At 61.7% G+C, this 17,167-nt stretch carries 17 protein-coding genes; 9 read left to right on the top strand and 8 right to left on the bottom strand.

Annotated features, from left to right (window positions below; all coding sequences use genetic code 11):
• Positions 1-124: 124 nt before the first annotated feature.
• Together B5527_RS00575 and B5527_RS00570 are read right to left on the bottom strand one after the other, a co-directional pair.
• Positions 125-1,591 carry a catalase gene (locus B5527_RS00575; protein WP_079606952.1) on the bottom strand — a complete coding sequence of 489 codons (1,467 nt, stop codon included), beginning with the start codon at positions 1,589-1,591 and terminating at the stop codon, positions 125-127.
• 135 nt (positions 1,592-1,726) lie between these two features.
• On the bottom strand, positions 1,727-2,386 hold the full coding sequence (locus B5527_RS00570; RefSeq protein WP_079599563.1) for an HD domain-containing protein: 660 nt from the start codon (positions 2,384-2,386) through the stop codon (positions 1,727-1,729).
• A 121-nt stretch (positions 2,387-2,507) separates the two neighbouring features.
• Between B5527_RS00570 and B5527_RS00565 the strand changes: the two genes are divergently transcribed.
• Positions 2,508-3,497, top strand: a complete 990-nt coding sequence (locus tag B5527_RS00565) for a GlxA family transcriptional regulator (RefSeq protein WP_079599562.1) — start codon at positions 2,508-2,510, stop codon at positions 3,495-3,497.
• Between the two features lie 18 nt (positions 3,498-3,515).
• Positions 3,516-3,740 (top strand): hypothetical protein, encoded by a 225-nt coding sequence (locus tag B5527_RS00560; RefSeq protein ID WP_079599561.1) that lies wholly within the window; start codon positions 3,516-3,518, stop codon positions 3,738-3,740.
• Between the two features lie 100 nt (positions 3,741-3,840).
• Here B5527_RS00560 and B5527_RS00555 read toward each other — a convergent pair whose 3' ends face one another.
• From B5527_RS00555 to B5527_RS00540, 4 genes are all read right to left on the bottom strand, one after another.
• Positions 3,841-4,236 carry a hypothetical protein gene (locus B5527_RS00555; RefSeq protein ID WP_079599560.1) on the bottom strand — a complete coding sequence of 132 codons (396 nt, stop codon included), beginning with the start codon at positions 4,234-4,236 and terminating at the stop codon, positions 3,841-3,843.
• Between the two features lie 246 nt (positions 4,237-4,482).
• The gene (locus B5527_RS00550) at positions 4,483-5,562 is read right to left on the bottom strand and encodes a catalase family peroxidase (protein ID WP_197689257.1); all 1,080 of its coding nucleotides are present in this window, start codon (positions 5,560-5,562) and stop codon (positions 4,483-4,485) included.
• Positions 5,563-5,680: 118 nt separating this feature from the next.
• Entirely contained in the window at positions 5,681-6,454 is a 774-nt protein-coding gene (locus B5527_RS00545) for an anti-sigma factor family protein (RefSeq protein WP_338065083.1), read from the bottom strand.
• On the bottom strand, positions 6,451-6,978 hold the full coding sequence (locus B5527_RS00540) for a sigma-70 family RNA polymerase sigma factor (protein ID WP_079599558.1): 528 nt from the start codon (positions 6,976-6,978) through the stop codon (positions 6,451-6,453). The genes B5527_RS00545 and B5527_RS00540 overlap by 4 nt, the downstream gene beginning before the upstream one ends.
• A 365-nt stretch (positions 6,979-7,343) precedes the next feature.
• Between B5527_RS00540 and B5527_RS00535 the strand changes: the two genes are divergently transcribed.
• The 4 genes from B5527_RS00535 to B5527_RS00520 all read left to right on the top strand — a co-directional run bounded on the left by B5527_RS00535 (position 7,344) and on the right by B5527_RS00520 (position 10,240).
• Complete coding sequence (locus B5527_RS00535) at positions 7,344-8,039, top strand: hypothetical protein (protein ID WP_079599557.1); 696 nt, start codon at positions 7,344-7,346, stop codon at positions 8,037-8,039.
• Positions 8,040-8,096: 57 nt separating this feature from the next.
• On the top strand, positions 8,097-8,723 hold the full coding sequence (locus B5527_RS00530) for a cytochrome b/b6 domain-containing protein (protein WP_079599556.1): 627 nt from the start codon (positions 8,097-8,099) through the stop codon (positions 8,721-8,723).
• Positions 8,720-9,478 (top strand): molybdopterin-dependent oxidoreductase, encoded by a 759-nt coding sequence (locus B5527_RS00525; protein ID WP_079599555.1) that lies wholly within the window; start codon positions 8,720-8,722, stop codon positions 9,476-9,478. The genes B5527_RS00530 and B5527_RS00525 overlap by 4 nt, the downstream gene beginning before the upstream one ends.
• An 81-nt stretch (positions 9,479-9,559) precedes the next feature.
• Positions 9,560-10,240 carry a GAF domain-containing protein gene (locus tag B5527_RS00520; protein WP_154071915.1) on the top strand — a complete coding sequence of 227 codons (681 nt, stop codon included), beginning with the start codon at positions 9,560-9,562 and terminating at the stop codon, positions 10,238-10,240.
• Positions 10,241-10,262: 22 nt separating this feature from the next.
• On the opposite strand, the gene B5527_RS00515 is transcribed toward B5527_RS00520, so the two are convergent.
• Positions 10,263-10,592, bottom strand: a complete 330-nt coding sequence (locus B5527_RS00515; protein WP_154071914.1) for a hypothetical protein — start codon at positions 10,590-10,592, stop codon at positions 10,263-10,265.
• A 472-nt stretch (positions 10,593-11,064) separates the two neighbouring features.
• On the opposite strand from B5527_RS00515, the gene B5527_RS00510 reads away from it, so the two are divergent.
• Positions 11,065-12,309, top strand: a complete 1,245-nt coding sequence (locus B5527_RS00510; RefSeq protein ID WP_079599553.1) for a cupin domain-containing protein — start codon at positions 11,065-11,067, stop codon at positions 12,307-12,309.
• A gap of 131 nt (positions 12,310-12,440) precedes the next feature.
• Here the strand turns inward: B5527_RS00510 and B5527_RS00505 are convergent, their stop codons facing one another.
• On the bottom strand, positions 12,441-14,360 hold the full coding sequence (locus B5527_RS00505; RefSeq protein ID WP_154071913.1) for a hypothetical protein: 1,920 nt from the start codon (positions 14,358-14,360) through the stop codon (positions 12,441-12,443).
• Positions 14,361-14,867: 507 nt separating this feature from the next.
• Between B5527_RS00505 and B5527_RS00500 the strand changes: the two genes are divergently transcribed.
• Together B5527_RS00500 and B5527_RS00495 are read left to right on the top strand one after the other, a co-directional pair.
• Complete coding sequence (locus B5527_RS00500; protein WP_079599551.1) at positions 14,868-16,112, top strand: ABC transporter substrate-binding protein; 1,245 nt, start codon at positions 14,868-14,870, stop codon at positions 16,110-16,112.
• Positions 16,113-16,336: 224 nt separating this feature from the next.
• Positions 16,337-17,056, top strand: coding sequence for a DUF1614 domain-containing protein (locus B5527_RS00495; protein WP_079599550.1), 720 nt, complete (start codon positions 16,337-16,339; stop codon positions 17,054-17,056).
• Positions 17,057-17,167 lie beyond the last annotated feature (111 nt).

The following is a 17,167-nucleotide window of genomic DNA, read 5'->3' as shown; positions in this document are numbered from 1 at the left end:
GAGATGAGGTTGACCGCTTGGCGCGATCAGGCTCGCGCCAAGCAACAATATGTTGGTTGGGGGGATGTTGGTTGGGGGGCGGCCGACGGCACGGGAAGCGCCGCCGGCCGGCGAAGCGAACGGCCTACTCCGCGGCGACCGAATGCGGCCTGAAATCGATGCCCAGCGCCTTCGCGACGCCGGCGCCGTAGGCCGGATCCGCGCGCGTGCAATTGTCGACGTGCCGCTGCTTGATGTGCAGCTTGGCGTCGCCCATCGCCCGCGCCGTGTTCTCGAACAGCAGCTGCTGCTGTGCCGGCGTCATCTTCCGGAACAGGTTTCCCGGCTGCTCCCAATGATCGTCGTCGACGCGGTGGTCCCAATGCGCCGCATCGCCCTCGATCGGCATCGGCGGCTCGGCGAAATCGGGCTGGTTGTCCCAGAGCCCCGCGCTGTTGGGATTGTAAGTGAGCGTTCCGCCCAGATTGCCGTCGGTGCGCATCTTGCCGTCGCGGTGGTAGCTCTGGAACGGGCATTGCGGCGCGTTGACCGGGATGTGGTTGAAGTTGATGCCGAGCCGGTAGCGTTGGGTGTCGCCATAGGAGAACAGCCGCCCCTGGAGCATCTTGTCGGGAGAAAAGCCGATGCCGGGCACGATGTTGGCGGGCGAGAAGGCGGCCTGCTCCACTTCCGCGAAAAAATTATCCGGATAGCGGTTGAGCTCCATCACGCCGACCTCGATCAGCGGATACTCCGCCTTCGGCCAGACCTTGGTCAGATCGAAGGGATTGTGCTTATGGGTTTTCGCCTGAGCCTCGGTCATCACCTGAATGAAGAGCGTCCAGCGCGGGAAGTTGCCCGTCTCGATGGCGTTGAGCAGGTCGCGGCCGTGGCTTTCGCGATCCTTGGCGACGAGGGCCTCGGCCTCCGCGTCGGTGAGGTTCGCGATTCCCTGCTGGGAGCGGAAGTGGAACTTGACCCAGACGCGCTCATTGGCGGCACTGAGCATCGAGAAGGTATGGCTGCCGAACAGGTGCATGTTGCGGAAGCTCTTCGGGATGCCGCGATCGGACATGACGATGGTGACCTGGTGCAGCGCCTCCGGCAGCAGCGACCAGAAATCCCAGTTGTTGTCCGCGCTGCGCAGCCCGGTGCGCGGGTCGCGCTTGATGGCATGGTTGAGGTCCGCAAACCGCAGCGGGTCGCGGAAGAAGAACACCGGCGTGTTGTTGCCGACGATGTCCCAGTTGCCCTCCTCGGTATAGAACTTGAGGGCGGTGCCGCGGATGTCGCGTTCAGCATCGGCCGCGCCGCGCTCGCCGGCAACGGTCGAGAAGCGCGCGAACATCGGCGTCTGCTTGCCGATCTTCGAGAAAATCTTGGCCTTGGTGTAGCGGGTGATGTCGTGGGTCACCGTGAAGGTGCCGTGGGCGCCCCAGCCCTTGGCGTGCATGCGCCGCTCCGGGATCACCTCCCGGTCGAAATGCGCCATCTTCTCGATCAGCCAGATATCCTGCAGCAGCGCCGGGCCGCGCCGACCGGCGGTCATGATGTTGGTGTTGTCGGCGACCGGCGACCCGGTGGCATTGGTAAATCGCTTCGTTGTGGACATGGTGGGCTCCTGGATTTTGGACATGGTGGGTTCTTGAATGTGCGAGACTTCGCGCGTCGCCGCCGGCCGGTCGTGTTCGACCGATGCTTGCGAAAGCCTCAGCGCTTGAATTTTCGATTGGCGAACGCGAGAGGTTTACCCTCGCCAGGCGGAGGCGCGGATCACGCTGCAGAAATTGACGCGGCTGAAGTGCGGGTCCTTGTCCGCGAGCACGTCGGCATTGACGTTGCCGAAGGTCGTCTCCGGCTTGTGCTTGTTGCCGTCGTAGAAGGCCTGGATGATGTCTTCCTTGAAACGCGGAGTACGCGGATGTGCACGCACCACCGCCTCGCGCTCCGCGTTGCTGTACTCGGCATAAGCGAGGCCAAGCACATCCATTTCGACGCCGGCCGTCACCAGAGCTATTACCGGGTGCATATGCTGCGGGATGCCGGGCGTCGTGTGCAAGGCGATCGCCGTCCACACCGTTTCGATATCCTGTTGAGAGATTCCGTGGCTTCGCAGGAAGTCACGGGCGGCATTTGCGCTGTCAACCTCGAAGCGTTCCTCCATGGTGCTGTGCTGATGTGTCAAGCCCATGTCGTGGAACATCGCGCCGGTGTAGAGCAATTCGGGATCGAACTTGAGGCCGCGGCGCTTGCCTCCGAGGGCTCCCCAGTAATAGACGCGGCTGGAATGATGGAACAGCAGCGGTGATTCCGTATCCCGCACCAGTTCAGTGACGGCGCGGGCGAGCTTGCTGTCGGGAACTTTGATCCCCGCGATGTCAGGGATCTTCGTCAAGGTCGAGGTCATTTGGGCCTTCTCCAGTGTGAACCGTTGCCGCAAAAGTTCGTGTCGGCATTGTCCAGCCGCCACCGACGCACTACGTCAAAATCTGCCATTACCGGTCCAGGACAGACACGGCAGTTTGCCTATGCTGAAAGCCAGATCTCAGAAGCCGGCCACCCGCACCATCGCGATCCTGGCGCTGCCCGGCGTCCAGCTTCTCGACGTATCGGGCCCACTCGATGTGTTCGCCGAGGCCAACGTGCAGGGAGGCAGGGAATCCTATCACCTGCGCGTGATTGCCACCGCACCTGGCGACATCCGCTCGTCATCCGGCGCGCGGCTGCTGCCGGATGACGTCATCGGCCACATGCACCCCGAGGCCATTGACACGCTTTTGATCGCCGGTTCGCCGAATGCCGCGCAGGTTCAACTCAATGACTTGGTCGTAAACTGGCTGCGGCGGGTCGCTTCGACCGCGCGACGCTACGGCTCGGTGTGCGGCGGCGCCTTTTTCCTCGGCGCGGCGGGCTTGCTCGATGGCAAGCACGTGACGACGCATTGGGCGGTCGCCGAGCAGCTTGCGCGGGCCTATCCTTTAATCAGGCTGGACGCCGACGCCATTCATGTGCGCGACGGCAGACTGCGCACGGCGGCCGGCGTCACCGCCGGGCTCGATCTCGCGCTGGCGCTGGTCGAGGAAGACCTCGGTCGCGACATCGCCAAGCGCGTGGCGAGCCAGCTCGTGATGTTCTTCAAGCGTCCCGGCGGCCAGTTGCAGTTCAGCCGCCAGGGCGAGGCGGCGCCTTCGGGACGCTCCGCGCTGCAGCAGGTTCAGCGCTTTATCGCCGCGCATCCCGCCGACGATCATGGTGTCGACAAGCTCGCCGCGCGCGCGGGCCTGAGCCCGCGCCATTTCGCGCGGCTGTTTCGACATGAGGTTGGGATGACGCCGGCAGCGTGGGTGGAAACCGCGCGCGTCTCCACTGCGCGGCGGCTCCTGGAGACGGGACGCAACGCGCCCAAGCAGGTGGCGGTACAGTGCGGCTTCGCCAACGCCGACACGCTGCGCCGCGCCTTTGTTCGCCGTGTCGGCGTGACGCCTGCCGAGTATCGCAAGCGATACGCGCACGGCTAGGGTCGCCAAGGCGCCAACATGATCGACAATCGTTTTACCTTCGGCGTGGTCGGCGGCGGCCTCGGCGCGCTCGCTGGCGCCGATTTTTTGCAGCAACTTATCCTGTTGGGCTGCACCGAACTGCCGTTGCTGTTTCCGCAGACGGAGAATTTCGATGCTGCGGGGCGGACAGTTGCCCTGTTGGACCCCACGCTGCTGTTGGCGTCGGCCTGTGTCAGGCACGCGCGTGCCGCGTCGACCTGAAGCCGCCCAGCGGCATTGGCGTGGCTGACTCGGTTCCGCTATGTCCGGCTTGCTCCAACAGCGATATCCGGGTACCGCGTCCTCCGCCTCGACAACCGCGCTAACAGCCCCGGCAAATCCCCGTAAACTTGCTGACCTGTGGGCGGCTGCGGCGGCGGACCGGCGGCCTTCTTGAGTCAATCTGATCTGGGCTGATGATGCGCTGTGACGCGCCCGCGTAGGGCGCTACCGCGCGTGACGGCGGTGAACCGATGGGTCCGTAGACGAGCGGCGGCAGCGGCGTGTTTGTACGAAGCGGCGGGATGCTCGACGCGTTGCCGATGCCGCTGGGGTCGCTGAGCACGCGGGGATTGGCGGGACCGAATGGCACGCCGCTGATCGGCGTATTGCCCGCGCCTGCCGATCCCGCCGGCGGCGTCAGCTGCGCGTAGGCGCTCGGCGGTACGACCAGGCTGCCGAGCAGCAGGATGAGAACAAGCGGCGAATTGCGGGGCATCGAATCTCTCCGGGGCTGGAGGTTCCAACAATCATGTGGGGTGCCGATTCCCCGGCGCTAGATTTCTCCGAGCGTCGGGTCAAAAAACGGACGTGGCCGCGCTGGAACGGCATGTCCGTTCTACCCACCGCACAGACATCGTCGGGCCGCCCCGCCATGTCCGTTTCGTGCCAGTTTCGGAAGTCGCCGCGCCCATTCGATTATTTTGTCCGAGCGGACGAACGAACTGGGACGGCTCCCGATTGATTACAGATCGCGCAGCCTTCTGGTGTGCGACAGCGCGTAGGTTGGTGAGCGAAACAAAAGAATTGGATCGTTGGTCGGCTCAATCCCATCGGCCATCATTAGCGGATCAAAATTTATCTTATAACTCCCGGCCCTGGGGTCTGGCATTGCTGACGAAAGCGTCAATGTTCCAGCCCTTACTTCCTTTCGATTGTTGGGCCACAGTATTGTGGGGTCGTCCTCGGGATCGCCCGGCTGGCCGATTGTCACCATCATGTCCCATCGCACCGGACCCTGATGCGTGCGGTCGATGAATGCCTTTTCGAGAAAATCTCGCGGCATGGACTTCTGCTCGGCATCGGAGAGCTGTTTTTCACCATCCTGCGGCACAAAGCGCCACCGGACCATGGTGACCTTGTTATCCCTGTTGACGAACTTGAAGGTGTGAACGCCGTAAAAGGGGCAGTTAGCATAGCTTGGCGGTGGGTTGGTGGTCTGGAGAAAATGAAACTGCGACGTATTGTCGGGGTGGCTGTTGAGGAACGCCTTAAATTTTTCGGGATCAGGCTTCCCGGTTGCGGGGTCCGGTCTCAGCGCGAGGAATTTATCGAGAAATGTCTTCGGCATCATTGCGAAGAACATCGGCGTGTGAATCATCGTCATGTGATGCAGACTGCCGCCCGGCAGCCGGAATTGAAGGCCAAGTCCCCGCGGACTTTTTTCCGCATCAGAGGCTTCAGGGTCACCGCCAGCTACGGAAAACCGCGCGACAACCTCGATCTCCTGTCCGGAAAATAGCTGCGAGCGCGAATATTCCGCTGCCTCCGGTGCACCGACAAACATGCCCAGTGCTCCGAACCCCTTAGTATGGTTTCGCCGCTTGCCTCGATTGACGCCGTAAGCTGCTTCGAGCGTATTCACGACGTTGTCAGCGGTCGCTTCGAAGGTCTTTTCCGCGATCTCGCTGTTCGGCTGGGCGGCCGCCGCTGGCGATACGAGCGATGACGAGGCGATGGCTTGTCCCATCGCTCCCGCAATTGATAAGCTTCCGACTGTCGTAAGGACCTGCCTGCGGCTGTGGCCTTCATTTCCATTGGACACTGAACACTCCTGTTTTATGACTTCATCGGTTGCACAAGGCAGTTACGGTGTGTGCGACACACCGGAGATAGCGGCAAAGATAGCGGCCCGAATCCGCACGTTCGTGGCTTCAGATCGTCTATTCCTGCCGTCTGACCTCATCCGCGATCGGGTGCAGGAGATCGACAGTTGCCGGGCCGACGAGACTAAAGCCCGTTCCCTTGCTGGCCCAGGTGACGCCATTGATGTCCCCGTAACTGTGCTCGGACATACGGGTATCTCTGTCGATGGCCATCGGCCGGACCAGCATGGCCAGGCGTTGACCCTGCCCATTGCTATACATCAGCAGGCCGGCAGCCCCGTGGGGGGTGGCGACCAGGCGGCCGCCCATAAAGGCGTAGCCAGAGGCCGTCAGCTCCGGCACGGAAACCGTTCGGCCGGTCCGAGATGCGATCCAACTGACGAGTTGAGCTTTGTCCGTCGGACCGAATTCCACAGGGTACGAGCGATCAGCCCCGTACACACTGAACGTATCGGCGGCCTCCTGGGCAAGAGCAGCGATTCCGTTGGTCTCCGAGCGCTCGACCGCCGTGCTTCGCAGTGACCAGCCGCCCGCGCCGCCGACCACCAGCAACAGCACGGACGCTGCCATCGAGCGCCATGGCGATGCCTGCGATCGACGTCGTCCTTCCATCAAGTGGCGCACATTGAGCCGCGGCGGAATCGGTTCGTCCGCGATCGGCGCGGCGGCAGCGCGGAGCGCCTCGCGTTGGCGACTGAAGCTTGCAATTCGCCCGGCGATCTCGGGATGAGCATCGAGGTAGGTTTGCACCTCGCTGCGCCGCGCCGAGTCCAACAGGTGATCGACGAAGCCGTGCAGGTCGTCTTCCGTAATTGGGTGAGAGGAAATCACTGAACTCTCCGCAAATAGGGCCGGTCGGACGCGGGCTTGCCCTGCTGTTCGAGCAGCTTTTGAAGCTGTGCGCGGGCTCGGGCCAGCCGTGACATCACGGTACCAATCGGGATGCCGAGAATGCGGGCTGCTTCGGCGTAGCTCACGTCTTCGATGGAAACGAGAAGCAGGACGCTGCGCTGCTCGTCGGGCAGCCGTCCAACGGCTCCCAGGATATCGTCACGCCGCAGCGCGTCCTCCTGTGCCGACGGCACGGCAACGTCTGACTCGCCGGCATCGTCCAAGGGAACCTCCCGGCCACGCCTCGCCGCCCGCCGCAAGTGATTGACCGCCAGGTTGTGCAGGATGGTGAAAAGCCATGCACGCGTTTCGCCGTCGGATCGCCGCTGATACCAGCGGCTAATCGCTCGCTCCAGGGTGTCCTGAACCAAATCGTCCGCGTCTGCGGCGCCGCGCACGAATGTTCGGGCGTAGCGTCGTAGCGCAGGAATAACAGGCTCGATGAGATGCGCGATGTCAGCCATCGCGTCGTTCTCTCAGAGGTGCCTCGAAAGCTTCAACCATATCAGTCTCCTCAATCTCCGGCCTTTGAACCACAGGCCTCTGGAAGGGAGACAATCTTCACCTTCTATTATTCGGCCGCGTGACGATCACGATGCTGAGATAGTGCTCCCCTCGGTCGCTGCATTCGCGTGACGATCACAAGGCGGAGATCAGTGCTCCCCTCGGTCGCTCGATTCAAAAGGCCTGATATTGAGTCGGTGGCGCCAGCGGGTTCGGCGGCGGCGCCTCATGTCGATGGTACGTGCCATCAGCGGTTTTGATCGATCGGAATAAACGGCCTCGGAAGGATGTCTACCGATGCATAACAACTTCCGAAGGAGAAGACATGAACCCGAAGCGAATCCTTGGCCTTGCGATTGCAGCCGCCACCGCCCTTACTTCATCCGCAGCGTTCGCTGCGACAGGGACGCCGGAGCGCGTGCGCGGGACCATAGCGTCGGCCACCGCAGACTCGGTGAGCGTCGATACCAATGCGCACAAACCGGTCACCGTTGCCCTGACCGGCAACACCTCATACCTGAAAGTGGAGAAATCGAATCTCAACAAGGTTGAGAAAGGCAGCTACATCGGCACCGCGACCAAGGATGTCGGCGGCACGCAGGTCGCGCTGGAGGTCGTGATCTTCCCGCCCTCGCTGCGCGGCACAGGTGAAGGCCACTACGCCTGGGACAAGATCCGCGACACGACGCTCTCCGGGGGCGCGCAGACCAGCAGCAGCATGACGAACGGCAATGTCTCTGCCGTCTCGACCTCGGGCGCGACGGTGAACAGCACGATGACCAATGGCGACGTCACCGCAGCGAAGTCGCAGGGCGGCGTCACGCATCTTGTCGTCAATTACAAAGGTGGCCAGGAGGACGTGCTGGTGCCTCCGACCGCTCCGATCGTGACCTTCCAGCCCGGCACGAAGGCCCTGGTCGCCAAGGGGGACAATGTTTTCATCAAGGCGACGCAGACCGGCTCGGGTCTCGAGGCGAACGCGGTCGCGGTCGGCGTCGACGGCGTGAAGCCGCCGATGTGACCGCCACCCCCGCGCCGCCGGCGCGGGGGCTTCCCACCACGAGAACGGACATCCGATATGGACCAACGTGAAACAGGCCGCCGCCCGGCGCATCCGGTCGCGATCCGCATCATGCACTGGATCGGCGTCTATGCCATGGGCTGCATGATCTTCAGCGGCTGGGAAATCTACAACGCCTCGCCCAGCCTGCCCTTCCTCTTCCCGGCCTGGACCGGCCTCGGCGGCTGGCTGGGCGGCGCGCTGGCCTGGCACCTCAGCGCGATGTGGCTGCTGTTCGCCGACGGCATCGCCTATCTGGTCTACGGCTTCGCCACCGGTCATTTCCGACGCGACCTGAAGCCGCCGCGTCCCGCCGAGCTGGGGCAGGACCTCGGCGCCGCGCTGCGCTTTCGCCTGAAGCACCACATGGGGCACTACAACGGCGTGCAACGCCTGCTCTATGCCGGGGTCATCATCGCCGTCATCCTGCAGGTGACGACCGGGCTCGCCATCTGGAAGCCGGTGCAGTTTGGCTGGCTGGCTGGGTTGTTCGGCGGCTATCCGATCGCCCGCGGTATCCACCTCACCATCATGTTCGGCATCGTCGCCTTCGTTCTCGTCCACATCGCGCTGGTGGCGGTCCACCCGCGCACGCTGAAGTCGATGATCGTGACTGTGCCCGCAGAGACCGAGGAAAGCCGATGAGCGACCAGCGTAACAAACCGGCCGTCAGCATGGCCGAGATCAAACCGGAGTTGGAAAGGCTGCATCGGCGCGGCTTCCTGCGGGGCGCGCTCTCGCTCGGCGCGCTGACGATGTTGACCGGTTACGAGCTTTCGACCCATTCCGGCGTCGACGCTGCGCTGCAGTCGATCCTGCGCTTCGACGACCGGGTCCAGGCGGCTCTGTTCAGCCGCCAGCGCCTGGCGGAGACCTATCCGGCCAGCGCCATCACCCGCCCGTTCCGCTTCAACGCCTATTACGCGGAGTGGCAGGTGCGGCCGGTACCGGATAACTGGGGACTCAGTCTCGGCGGCCTTGTCGCCGACCGGCGGCCCTGGACGTTGCAAAAGCTAATGGCATTGCCGCAGCAGGGGCAGATCACCCGGCATATCTGCGTCGAGGGCTGGAGCCAGATCGGCCAGTGGAGCGGCGTGCCGCTGGGCACGTTTCTGCGTCGCGTCGGCGCCGACCTTTCGGCCCGCTACGTCAATTTCAAATGCTTCGATGGCTATTCGACCAGCATCGACATGGCCAGCGCGCTGCAACCGCAGACCATTCTGGCGCTCGATTTCGAGGAAAAGCCGCTGGTGCCGCAATGGGGCGCACCGCTGCGGCTTCGCATCCCCACCAAGCTCGGCTTCAAGAGCGCCAAGAACCTGGAGGCGATCGAGGTCACCAACAAGTATCCCGGCGGCTACTGGGAGAACCAGGGCTATGACTGGTTCGCCGGCGTTTGACGGCGGGAACGCTATCGGATCGTCGATCCGTAATCGCTCCCTTTTAGTGTGAAGTTGTTTTTCGAGCTGGAGCCTACCTCAATGGCGAAGGGCAGCAAATCGGTGCCTCGACCACCCGCCAAACGCAAGACATCGACGACAGGCAACCGAGCGCCCAGGCGCGTCGGTTCCAATAAGTTGGAAGGAAATCCGAGGCACGAACTGATTGGAGCGCGCCGGCAACTCGCCGCGACCGGCGAGGTTCTCCAAATCATCAACGCCCCGCCTGGTGACCTTGCGTCGGTTTTCGAGGCCGTGCTGGGAAGAGCGATGCGGCTTTGTGAAGGAGCGTTTGGATTCCTGACAACTTACGATGGGGATCGCTTCAAAATTGCGGCGGAACATGGAGTGCCGCCTGCGCTAGCCGCTTATTTTGAAACCGGAATAGAGGTTCGGCCCGGGGACGGGCACTGGCGTCTGCTGGCGGGTGAGGATTTGATACATGATCCGGACCAGAAGAACGACAATGCTTATCAGGCAGGAAACCCGCTGCGTCGCGCCGTTGTTGACCTCGGAGGCGCCCGTTCTGCTTTGGCTGTTGCGCTCCGCAAGGATCGGATCTTACGCGGCGCGATGACAATCTATCGCAAGCAAGTTCAACCGTTTTCCGTCTCGCAGGTCGCCCTGTTGCAGCACTTTGCCGCTCAGGCTGTGATCGCCGTCGAAAACGTTCGCCTGTTTGAGCAAGCCAGGAGCGCACAAAGGAACTCTCACTGTCGCTAGACAATCCTGGCGGAGCGGATATTTAGCAACCGCGGCAAATGTCGAGCTTGCGGTCGAGCGCCGTGTTCTCCAGGTTGATTGGATCTTTCGGATTCATCAGGTCTTTCTCTGATGGCACTTGATCGGCGCGCGGCTGGAGATCTCCCCCCGGTGCCTCCACCAGCGCTTGCCGCTCCACGTTCATCGACGGAGGGGGCAAACTTCGCGAACCACCCGACAGCGTCGGGGCGGCTATCTGCGGCTGCGGCAGCGTTGCCAGCCTGCCAGCATTGCCTATGCCGCTGGGATCGACCGTAGAATTGTTTATTCCACCAACGTTCCCAGGACCGCGCGGAACACCACTGATCGGCACATTTCCCGTCCCCCCCGAACCGGCGGGCCGCGCAAATGCTCCCATTGACGCAAAACCTGCGTGTCCGCCTCCGTGTCCGCCCCCTCGCGCAAATGAAGCGGCAGATGGGGTCAAGACCATCAACAATGCGATAGCGATTTTTACGGAGGCGTTAGACATTGGGACCGCCACTATGATTCACGGGAACGGCGAAGTCATGAGCTTGAGGTAGGTTCGCAATCCGCCGGCGCCACTAAATTGTACTTTAGGTTTCGGAACCCCCGGGCGATGTGCACGAAGTTAAGGGGGGCAGGGAGCAGACTCACAGCCGACGCACCTGTCAGAAAAATAAATTCAAATTTAAAAGAAAGATATCGAAGGCGAGACTACGTCCATCGCCACCGCCAATTTTTTCGCCCGCGTTCGCGGTAGAAGGCCGCCAACACAGGACAAGCTTCGACGACACGAACTCCCAATCCTCAGGAGTACAACCATGTTTTCGAGACGAGAGATGTTGGCCGCCTCAGCCATGGGTGCGGCAATGACAGTGTCCGCAGCGAACGCCGGCTCCTTCGGCAATCCTGATGAGCCTCCGCAAGGCTCGATCAACGCCAAAAATCCGGGGAGCGTCACGGATCCAGGGCCGCAAAACCCGGCGATCAGGGATCAGTTTCCGTCGGCATTTTCTCCGCCGGCAACCGACGTCGGCAGCATGCCCCTGACTTGGGCCTCGTTCAACAACGCACCACGCCGCATCCAGGACGGCGGCTGGGCGCGGGAAGTGACCCAGGCGGACTTCGCAATTTCCACAGAGATCTCCGGCGTCAATATGCGACTGTCGTCCGGTGGCATCCGCGAGTTGCATTGGCATCAGGCTGCCGAGTGGGCGTACATGACTTACGGCCACTGCCGGGTGACCGTAATCGATCCGACAGGCCGCCCCTATGTTGCGGACGTCAAGGAGGGCGATATCTGGTATTTTCCAGCCGGGTATCCGCATTCCCTGCAGGGCCTCGCGCCAGATGGTTGCGAATTCGTCATCTGCTTCGACAATGGCGCGCAGAGCGAGTTCAACACCCTCCTGGTGACCGATTGGTTCGCCCACACGCCGCCTTCTGTCCTTGCCGCAAACTTTGGCGTTCCGGCCGAGACGTTTGCAAAGATACCACTGAACGACCGCTGGATCTTTCAAGGCAAAGTGCCGGGAGATCTGGCTGCTGTTCGGAGCGCAATGACTGGTGACGCGGAGACTCCGCCCCAACCGTTCACCTTCTCGCTCGCAGCGTCGCCCAACCTGAATGTGACGAAGAGCGGCACACTGCAGCTTGCAGACAGCAGCACTTTCAAAGTCTCCACCACCATTGCCACAGTGATCCAGACGGTTCGACCCGGCGCGATGCGGGCGATGCATTGGCATCCCAATGCCGACGAGTGGCAATACTACATCAAAGGCAAGGCGCGCATGGGCGTGTTCAACACCGGCCCGCAGGTGGTCACGATGGATTTCAATCCCGGCGATATCGGCTACGTCCCTCGCAACTACGGGCATTATGTGCAAAACGTCGGCGACACTGACATGCAATTTATCGCCGTGTTCCGGACTCCGAATTTTCAGGAGATGAATTTGTCAGACTGGCTTAAACATTCTCCAGCGGAAATGGTGGCCGAGCATCTGAACGTCGACCCGGCGATCGTGCCGCAGTGGCCAGGAGCGAATGCGTTCATCCTGCCTGGATGATCCCATTCGAACGTCCTCCTGCATTACTGTTTCCGGCAGGTCGCGCCGCGATGCCGGAAACCGCCTCAAGCGCCGCATGGGCGTTAGGCGGCTTCCGGCCAAACCGATCGCCCGCAAGCCGCATAACCCGGCTAGTAGTAGTACCTGAGCGAGGTAAAGGCGATTAAGTTGTCGGTCGATACCACGCCGCCGATGCCGGGGAAGGACGTACGTTTGAGATATTCCAACTCGGCGCCGACCACGAAACGGCCCATACGGCCCTTGTAGAGATCCTGCCAGAAGCCGATCTTGGCATCCGCGAGGCGCTTGTTGTCGGCGACGCATGTCGCCGACGTGCCGGTGGCGAAGCTGTCAGCCGTCGGAGTCATGCAGCCGCTGTTGTCAAAAACGGGATTGCCATAACCGAACGTGCTGAAGTAGCTCGCCCGATTCTGCTCGAGGCCGGCATAGCCATAAAGTATCAAGCCCTCCCACGGATAATATTGTATCCCCGCCCAGGCATGGAGCGCGGTCAGCGGGACGAGCGAGCCGTCGGGGCCGATGGTCACGTCAGGCAAAGCCCCCGCCCCGTAGCGACCAAGTCCGGTGCCATACATCACGCCCCCCATCACCTCGAGATAGTGCGGAATAACCCGCACAAAGAAGTTTCCACCCGCACTGGCGCCGAAGGATGTCTTCTGGCTGGCCGTTCCGAGCGCGCAGCCGGTCGGCGCCGCGGTCACGCACAAGGTGTTGTCGGTAAAGAACCGTTGCATCGCGAGCCACTCGAGGTGACCCCAGCTCGGATCCCATGCGACCTTTTCGATAAGGTCAGGCGCCTGGTTCGGGGTGACGGGGACTTTGTTGAGGAAACCTCCGGTGCCGGTATTGGTGACGTTGATGGCCAAGCCGTTGACGGTGTCGGGAATGCCGGGCGCGAGGTTTGTCGCAGGGTTTTCGAGTGAAAGGCCCAACCAAACCTGTTTGTCGAAATCCTTCACGAGCCGGATCTGCCAGTTGTCGGTAAACTGATAGCCGGGGAGATAATTCGCGTTGATCGTCAGCGGAATAAGCTCCTTTCGGGGCACGATCCCGAACTCCTGGGGTATCGCCATGCTCCATTGCTGCCCGGCGAGCAGGTGGAAACCCCAGTTGTCATTGTCGTAGGTCAAATAGCCGTGTCGCAGGCGCGGAGCCCAGTCGTTGGTAATCAAGTAGTTCGATTCTTGCCCGACGCCCAGAAAGTCCGTCTCGATATAGGCCGATAGTTTCTGCGCGGCATCCATGTTGCCCTCGGCCAGGAAAGAGAGTTGGCTCTGCCGCGCGCTGCCGTGAAATTCATGCTCTTTGTAGAGCGGCGAGTTGGGATAGGGGATGGCGGCGAAGACGGTCAACATATCGTTGACCGAATTGTGGTTGCGGAACACCGTTGCCGCTTCGAGCCAGCCCCACACACTGAACTGAACCCCGGGGAATTTCGCCACCGGCGTGCTTATCGCTGGCTGCGTGCCGCGGATGACTTCCGCCCGCGTTGGAACGTACGGGGGCGGCTCCTCCGGCTTGGGAGCGACCGATGGCTCAGACGGATTGCTATTGACGCTGCTGACCGATGGCTCAGACCTCTTCGCCATCTCGGTCTCCTTCTTCTCGGGTTTCTTTTTGGTTCGCGCGACTTCCTTCTGCAGCGCCGTGATCAAGTCGTTTTGGCGGTTCATCTGCTCGCGCATGAGTTCAGTCTGCCGTTCCAGACGCTCAATCTTCTCGCTATCGGATGGCGACTGCGCTGCGACAGAGTCCCATGTCAGCAGGCAGCTCGCAACCAGCGCACCACCCATCGCGCGGTGTCTGGCAATTCCTGTCTTTCCTGCTGAAAGATTGGCTCTAGCCCCACCAAGCAGTCTGGAGGCGCCGAAACCGGAGCCAAACGCCAGCAGCGATTGTCGCAAAACAGGATACGTCATGCGGTTGTCCTCCTGGATGTTGTGAATTTCTGGGTGATATTTTTTTATGAGATTGTTGGTCGCGTGCCGGGCAGCCTGAAGGGCGGCGGCGCCGGAAGGCTGAGACCGCATTTAGTTTTTTGGAGGGCGTGTGACCAAGAAGCGGCTGTAGACCGCATGCAACGAGTCCGGCTCCCGACTAATCCGTCACTCAGGTCGGGATAGTAAAACGCGAACATGCCTGGCTAATGCCCGGACCTTCCACTTTGCTGTCTGCTTCTGCGTTGCCGGACATGCCGAAAATTGCACGGAAACCCTCAGCCCAATTGGCAGTTGCTGTTGCATCCGCGGTACCGAAAGCATCACCTGACGGAACTGTTGAGAGGCATTGCTGACGTACGGGCTTTCGCCAACCGTGGTCGCGACACCTCTCGACAATGCAGTCCTGCACCGGAGCATGCGACGGACCGGGGCCAAAGCGGCGAGGCAGCCCGGCCTCAGCCCTCACGCCCGATCGGCCCCGGGGCAAAATGCGCTAAAAGTCGGCTGGTCAACCGGACCGGCGTTGGGCATGCTGTGCGGACACCTTGCCGCCCAACGCGGCCGGGAAAACCAAAAACCAACGAAGGAAAACGCCCCGTGAAGAACAAACGACTGTCCTTGCTTGCGTCGAATTTGATCTCGGTCGCAGCCGCGACCGCGCTTTCGGTGCTGGCTACCCAGGGCGCGCTGGCACAAAAGAAATACGACACCGGCGCCACCGACACCGAAATCAGGATCGGCAATGTCGAGGCCTATAGCGGTCCGGCTTCGGCCTACGGCGCCATCGGCAAGACCGAAGATGCCTATTTCAAGATGATCAACGACCAGGGCGGCGTCAACGGCCGCAAGATCAATTTCATCTCTTACGACGATGGCTACAGCCCGCCGAAGACGGTGGAGCAGGTGCGCAAGCTGATCGAGAGCGACGAAGTGTTTCTGATCTTCAACGCGCTGGGCACGCCGACCCAGAGCGCGGTGCAGAAATATCAGAACACCAAGAAGGTCCCGCAGTTGTTCGTCGCCACCGGCGCCAGCAAGTGGAACGACCCGAAGGAGTTTCCCTGGACCATGGGCTTCCAGCCGAGCTACCGCGTCGAGGCGCGGATTTTCGCCAAGTACATCCTGAAGAACAAGCCGGACGCCAAGGTCGCGGTGTTCTACCAGAACGACGATTTCGGCAAGGATTACGTCGCCGGGCTGAAGGACGTGTTCGGCGACAAGGCCTCCAGCATCATCGTTGCCGAGGAAAGCTACGAGACCACCGAGCCCTCGATCGACTCCCACATCGTCAAGCTGAAGGGCACCGGCGCCGACGTGCTGGTCAATATCTCGACGCCGAAATTCGCCGCCCAGGCGATCAAGAAGATGGCCGAGCTGGAGTGGAAGCCGATGCATCTCATGACCGACGTCTCGATCTCGATCGGCGCGGTCATGAAGCCCGCGGGGCTGGAGGCTTCCGAAGGCGTGCTGTCGGCCGGTTACCTTAAGGACGCCTCCGATCCGCAGTGGAAGGATGACGACGGCATGAAGAAATTCATGGCCTTCGTCGGCAAGTACATGCCGGGCGCCAACATCTCCGATGCCAATCTGGTGTACGGCTACGCCGCGGCGCAGACCATGGTGCAGGTGCTCAAGCAGGCCGGCGACAACCTGACCCGGGAAAACGTCATGAAGCAGGCCGCCGGCCTGAAGGATTTTGCGCCGGATACCCTGATCCCCGGCGTCAAGATCAACACGTCTGCCACCGACTTCGCCCCGATCGAACAGCTCAAGATGATGCAGTTCAGGAACGGCCAGTGGGTGCTGTTCGGCGACATCATCAGCGCTGAGACGGGCGGTTAGGACTAGGACGCGGCTCCGATCATCGTCATGGCCGGGCTCGTCCCGGCCATCCACGTCTTTTCTTGCTGCAAATGCCGTCAAGACGTGGATGCCCGGCACAAGGCCGGGCATGACGGGCTTTGATGCCGGCGCGCATTTCAGCGAGTTGAAGCAGAAAAAGCTTGCGATTCCGCCAGACGGTTCCCAGTTCACTGGAAATGCGAACCAACCGACACTGAAGCGCCATGGGTTCCCAAGTTCATTATCTGCCGATAACGCCGGGATTGTTTTCGATCCTGGTCATATTGGTTGTGGGGCTGGTCATCCTGATCCAGCTGGGCATCCTCAGATACGCCTATATGCGGCTCGGCGTCAGTCCGCGGGTCGCGCTGCTGCTGTTGTTCGGCTCGCTGATCGGCAGCTATTTCAATATCCCGATCACGGTGCTGCCCGGACCGCCGCCGGTCGAGTCCGGGCAGATCGTCGATTTCTTCGGCATGAGCTATGTCGTGCCTGTCGTGGTGTCGTGGCCGGGTACGGTGCTGGCCGTGAATGTCGGCGGCGCCTTGATTCCCACCGTGATGTCGGCCTATCTCGTGGTCCGGTATCAACTCTGGGTGAAGGCGGCGATTGCGACGACGGCGATCGCTTTTATCATCCATTCGATGGCGACGCCGGTGCCGAGCCTGGGTATCGCGGTGCCGGTATTTGCGCCGGTCGTGAGCACGGCGATCCTGGCCTTTATCCTCTCCCGCGAATACGCCGCACCCCTTGCCTATATCGGTGGCTCGATGGGAACCCTGATTGGCGCCGATCTTTCCAATCTTGACAAGATCAACGGCCTTGGCGCGCCTATCGCCTCGATCGGCGGCGCCGGCACCTTCGACGGCATTTTTCTGACCGGGATTCTTGCCGTGTTGCTCGCCGGTATCGCGTCTCCGGCGCGGCCCCGGCCGGCCTGGTAAGCCGATAAATGCCGTGCGGCGGACAATGCCCGGCCGCGCGAGTTGCCACCTCTCTCAACTCCCCATAATAAGAAATGAAAAGCCATGAAAAGTGGCGATCGGTCGATCGTC

This window comes from Bradyrhizobium erythrophlei (assembly GCF_900129425.1).
Lineage (GTDB): Bacteria > Pseudomonadota > Alphaproteobacteria > Rhizobiales > Xanthobacteraceae > Bradyrhizobium > Bradyrhizobium erythrophlei_C.
Note: the sequence above shows the minus strand (reverse complement) of the source record. Positions and strands in the feature narration are given on the sequence as shown.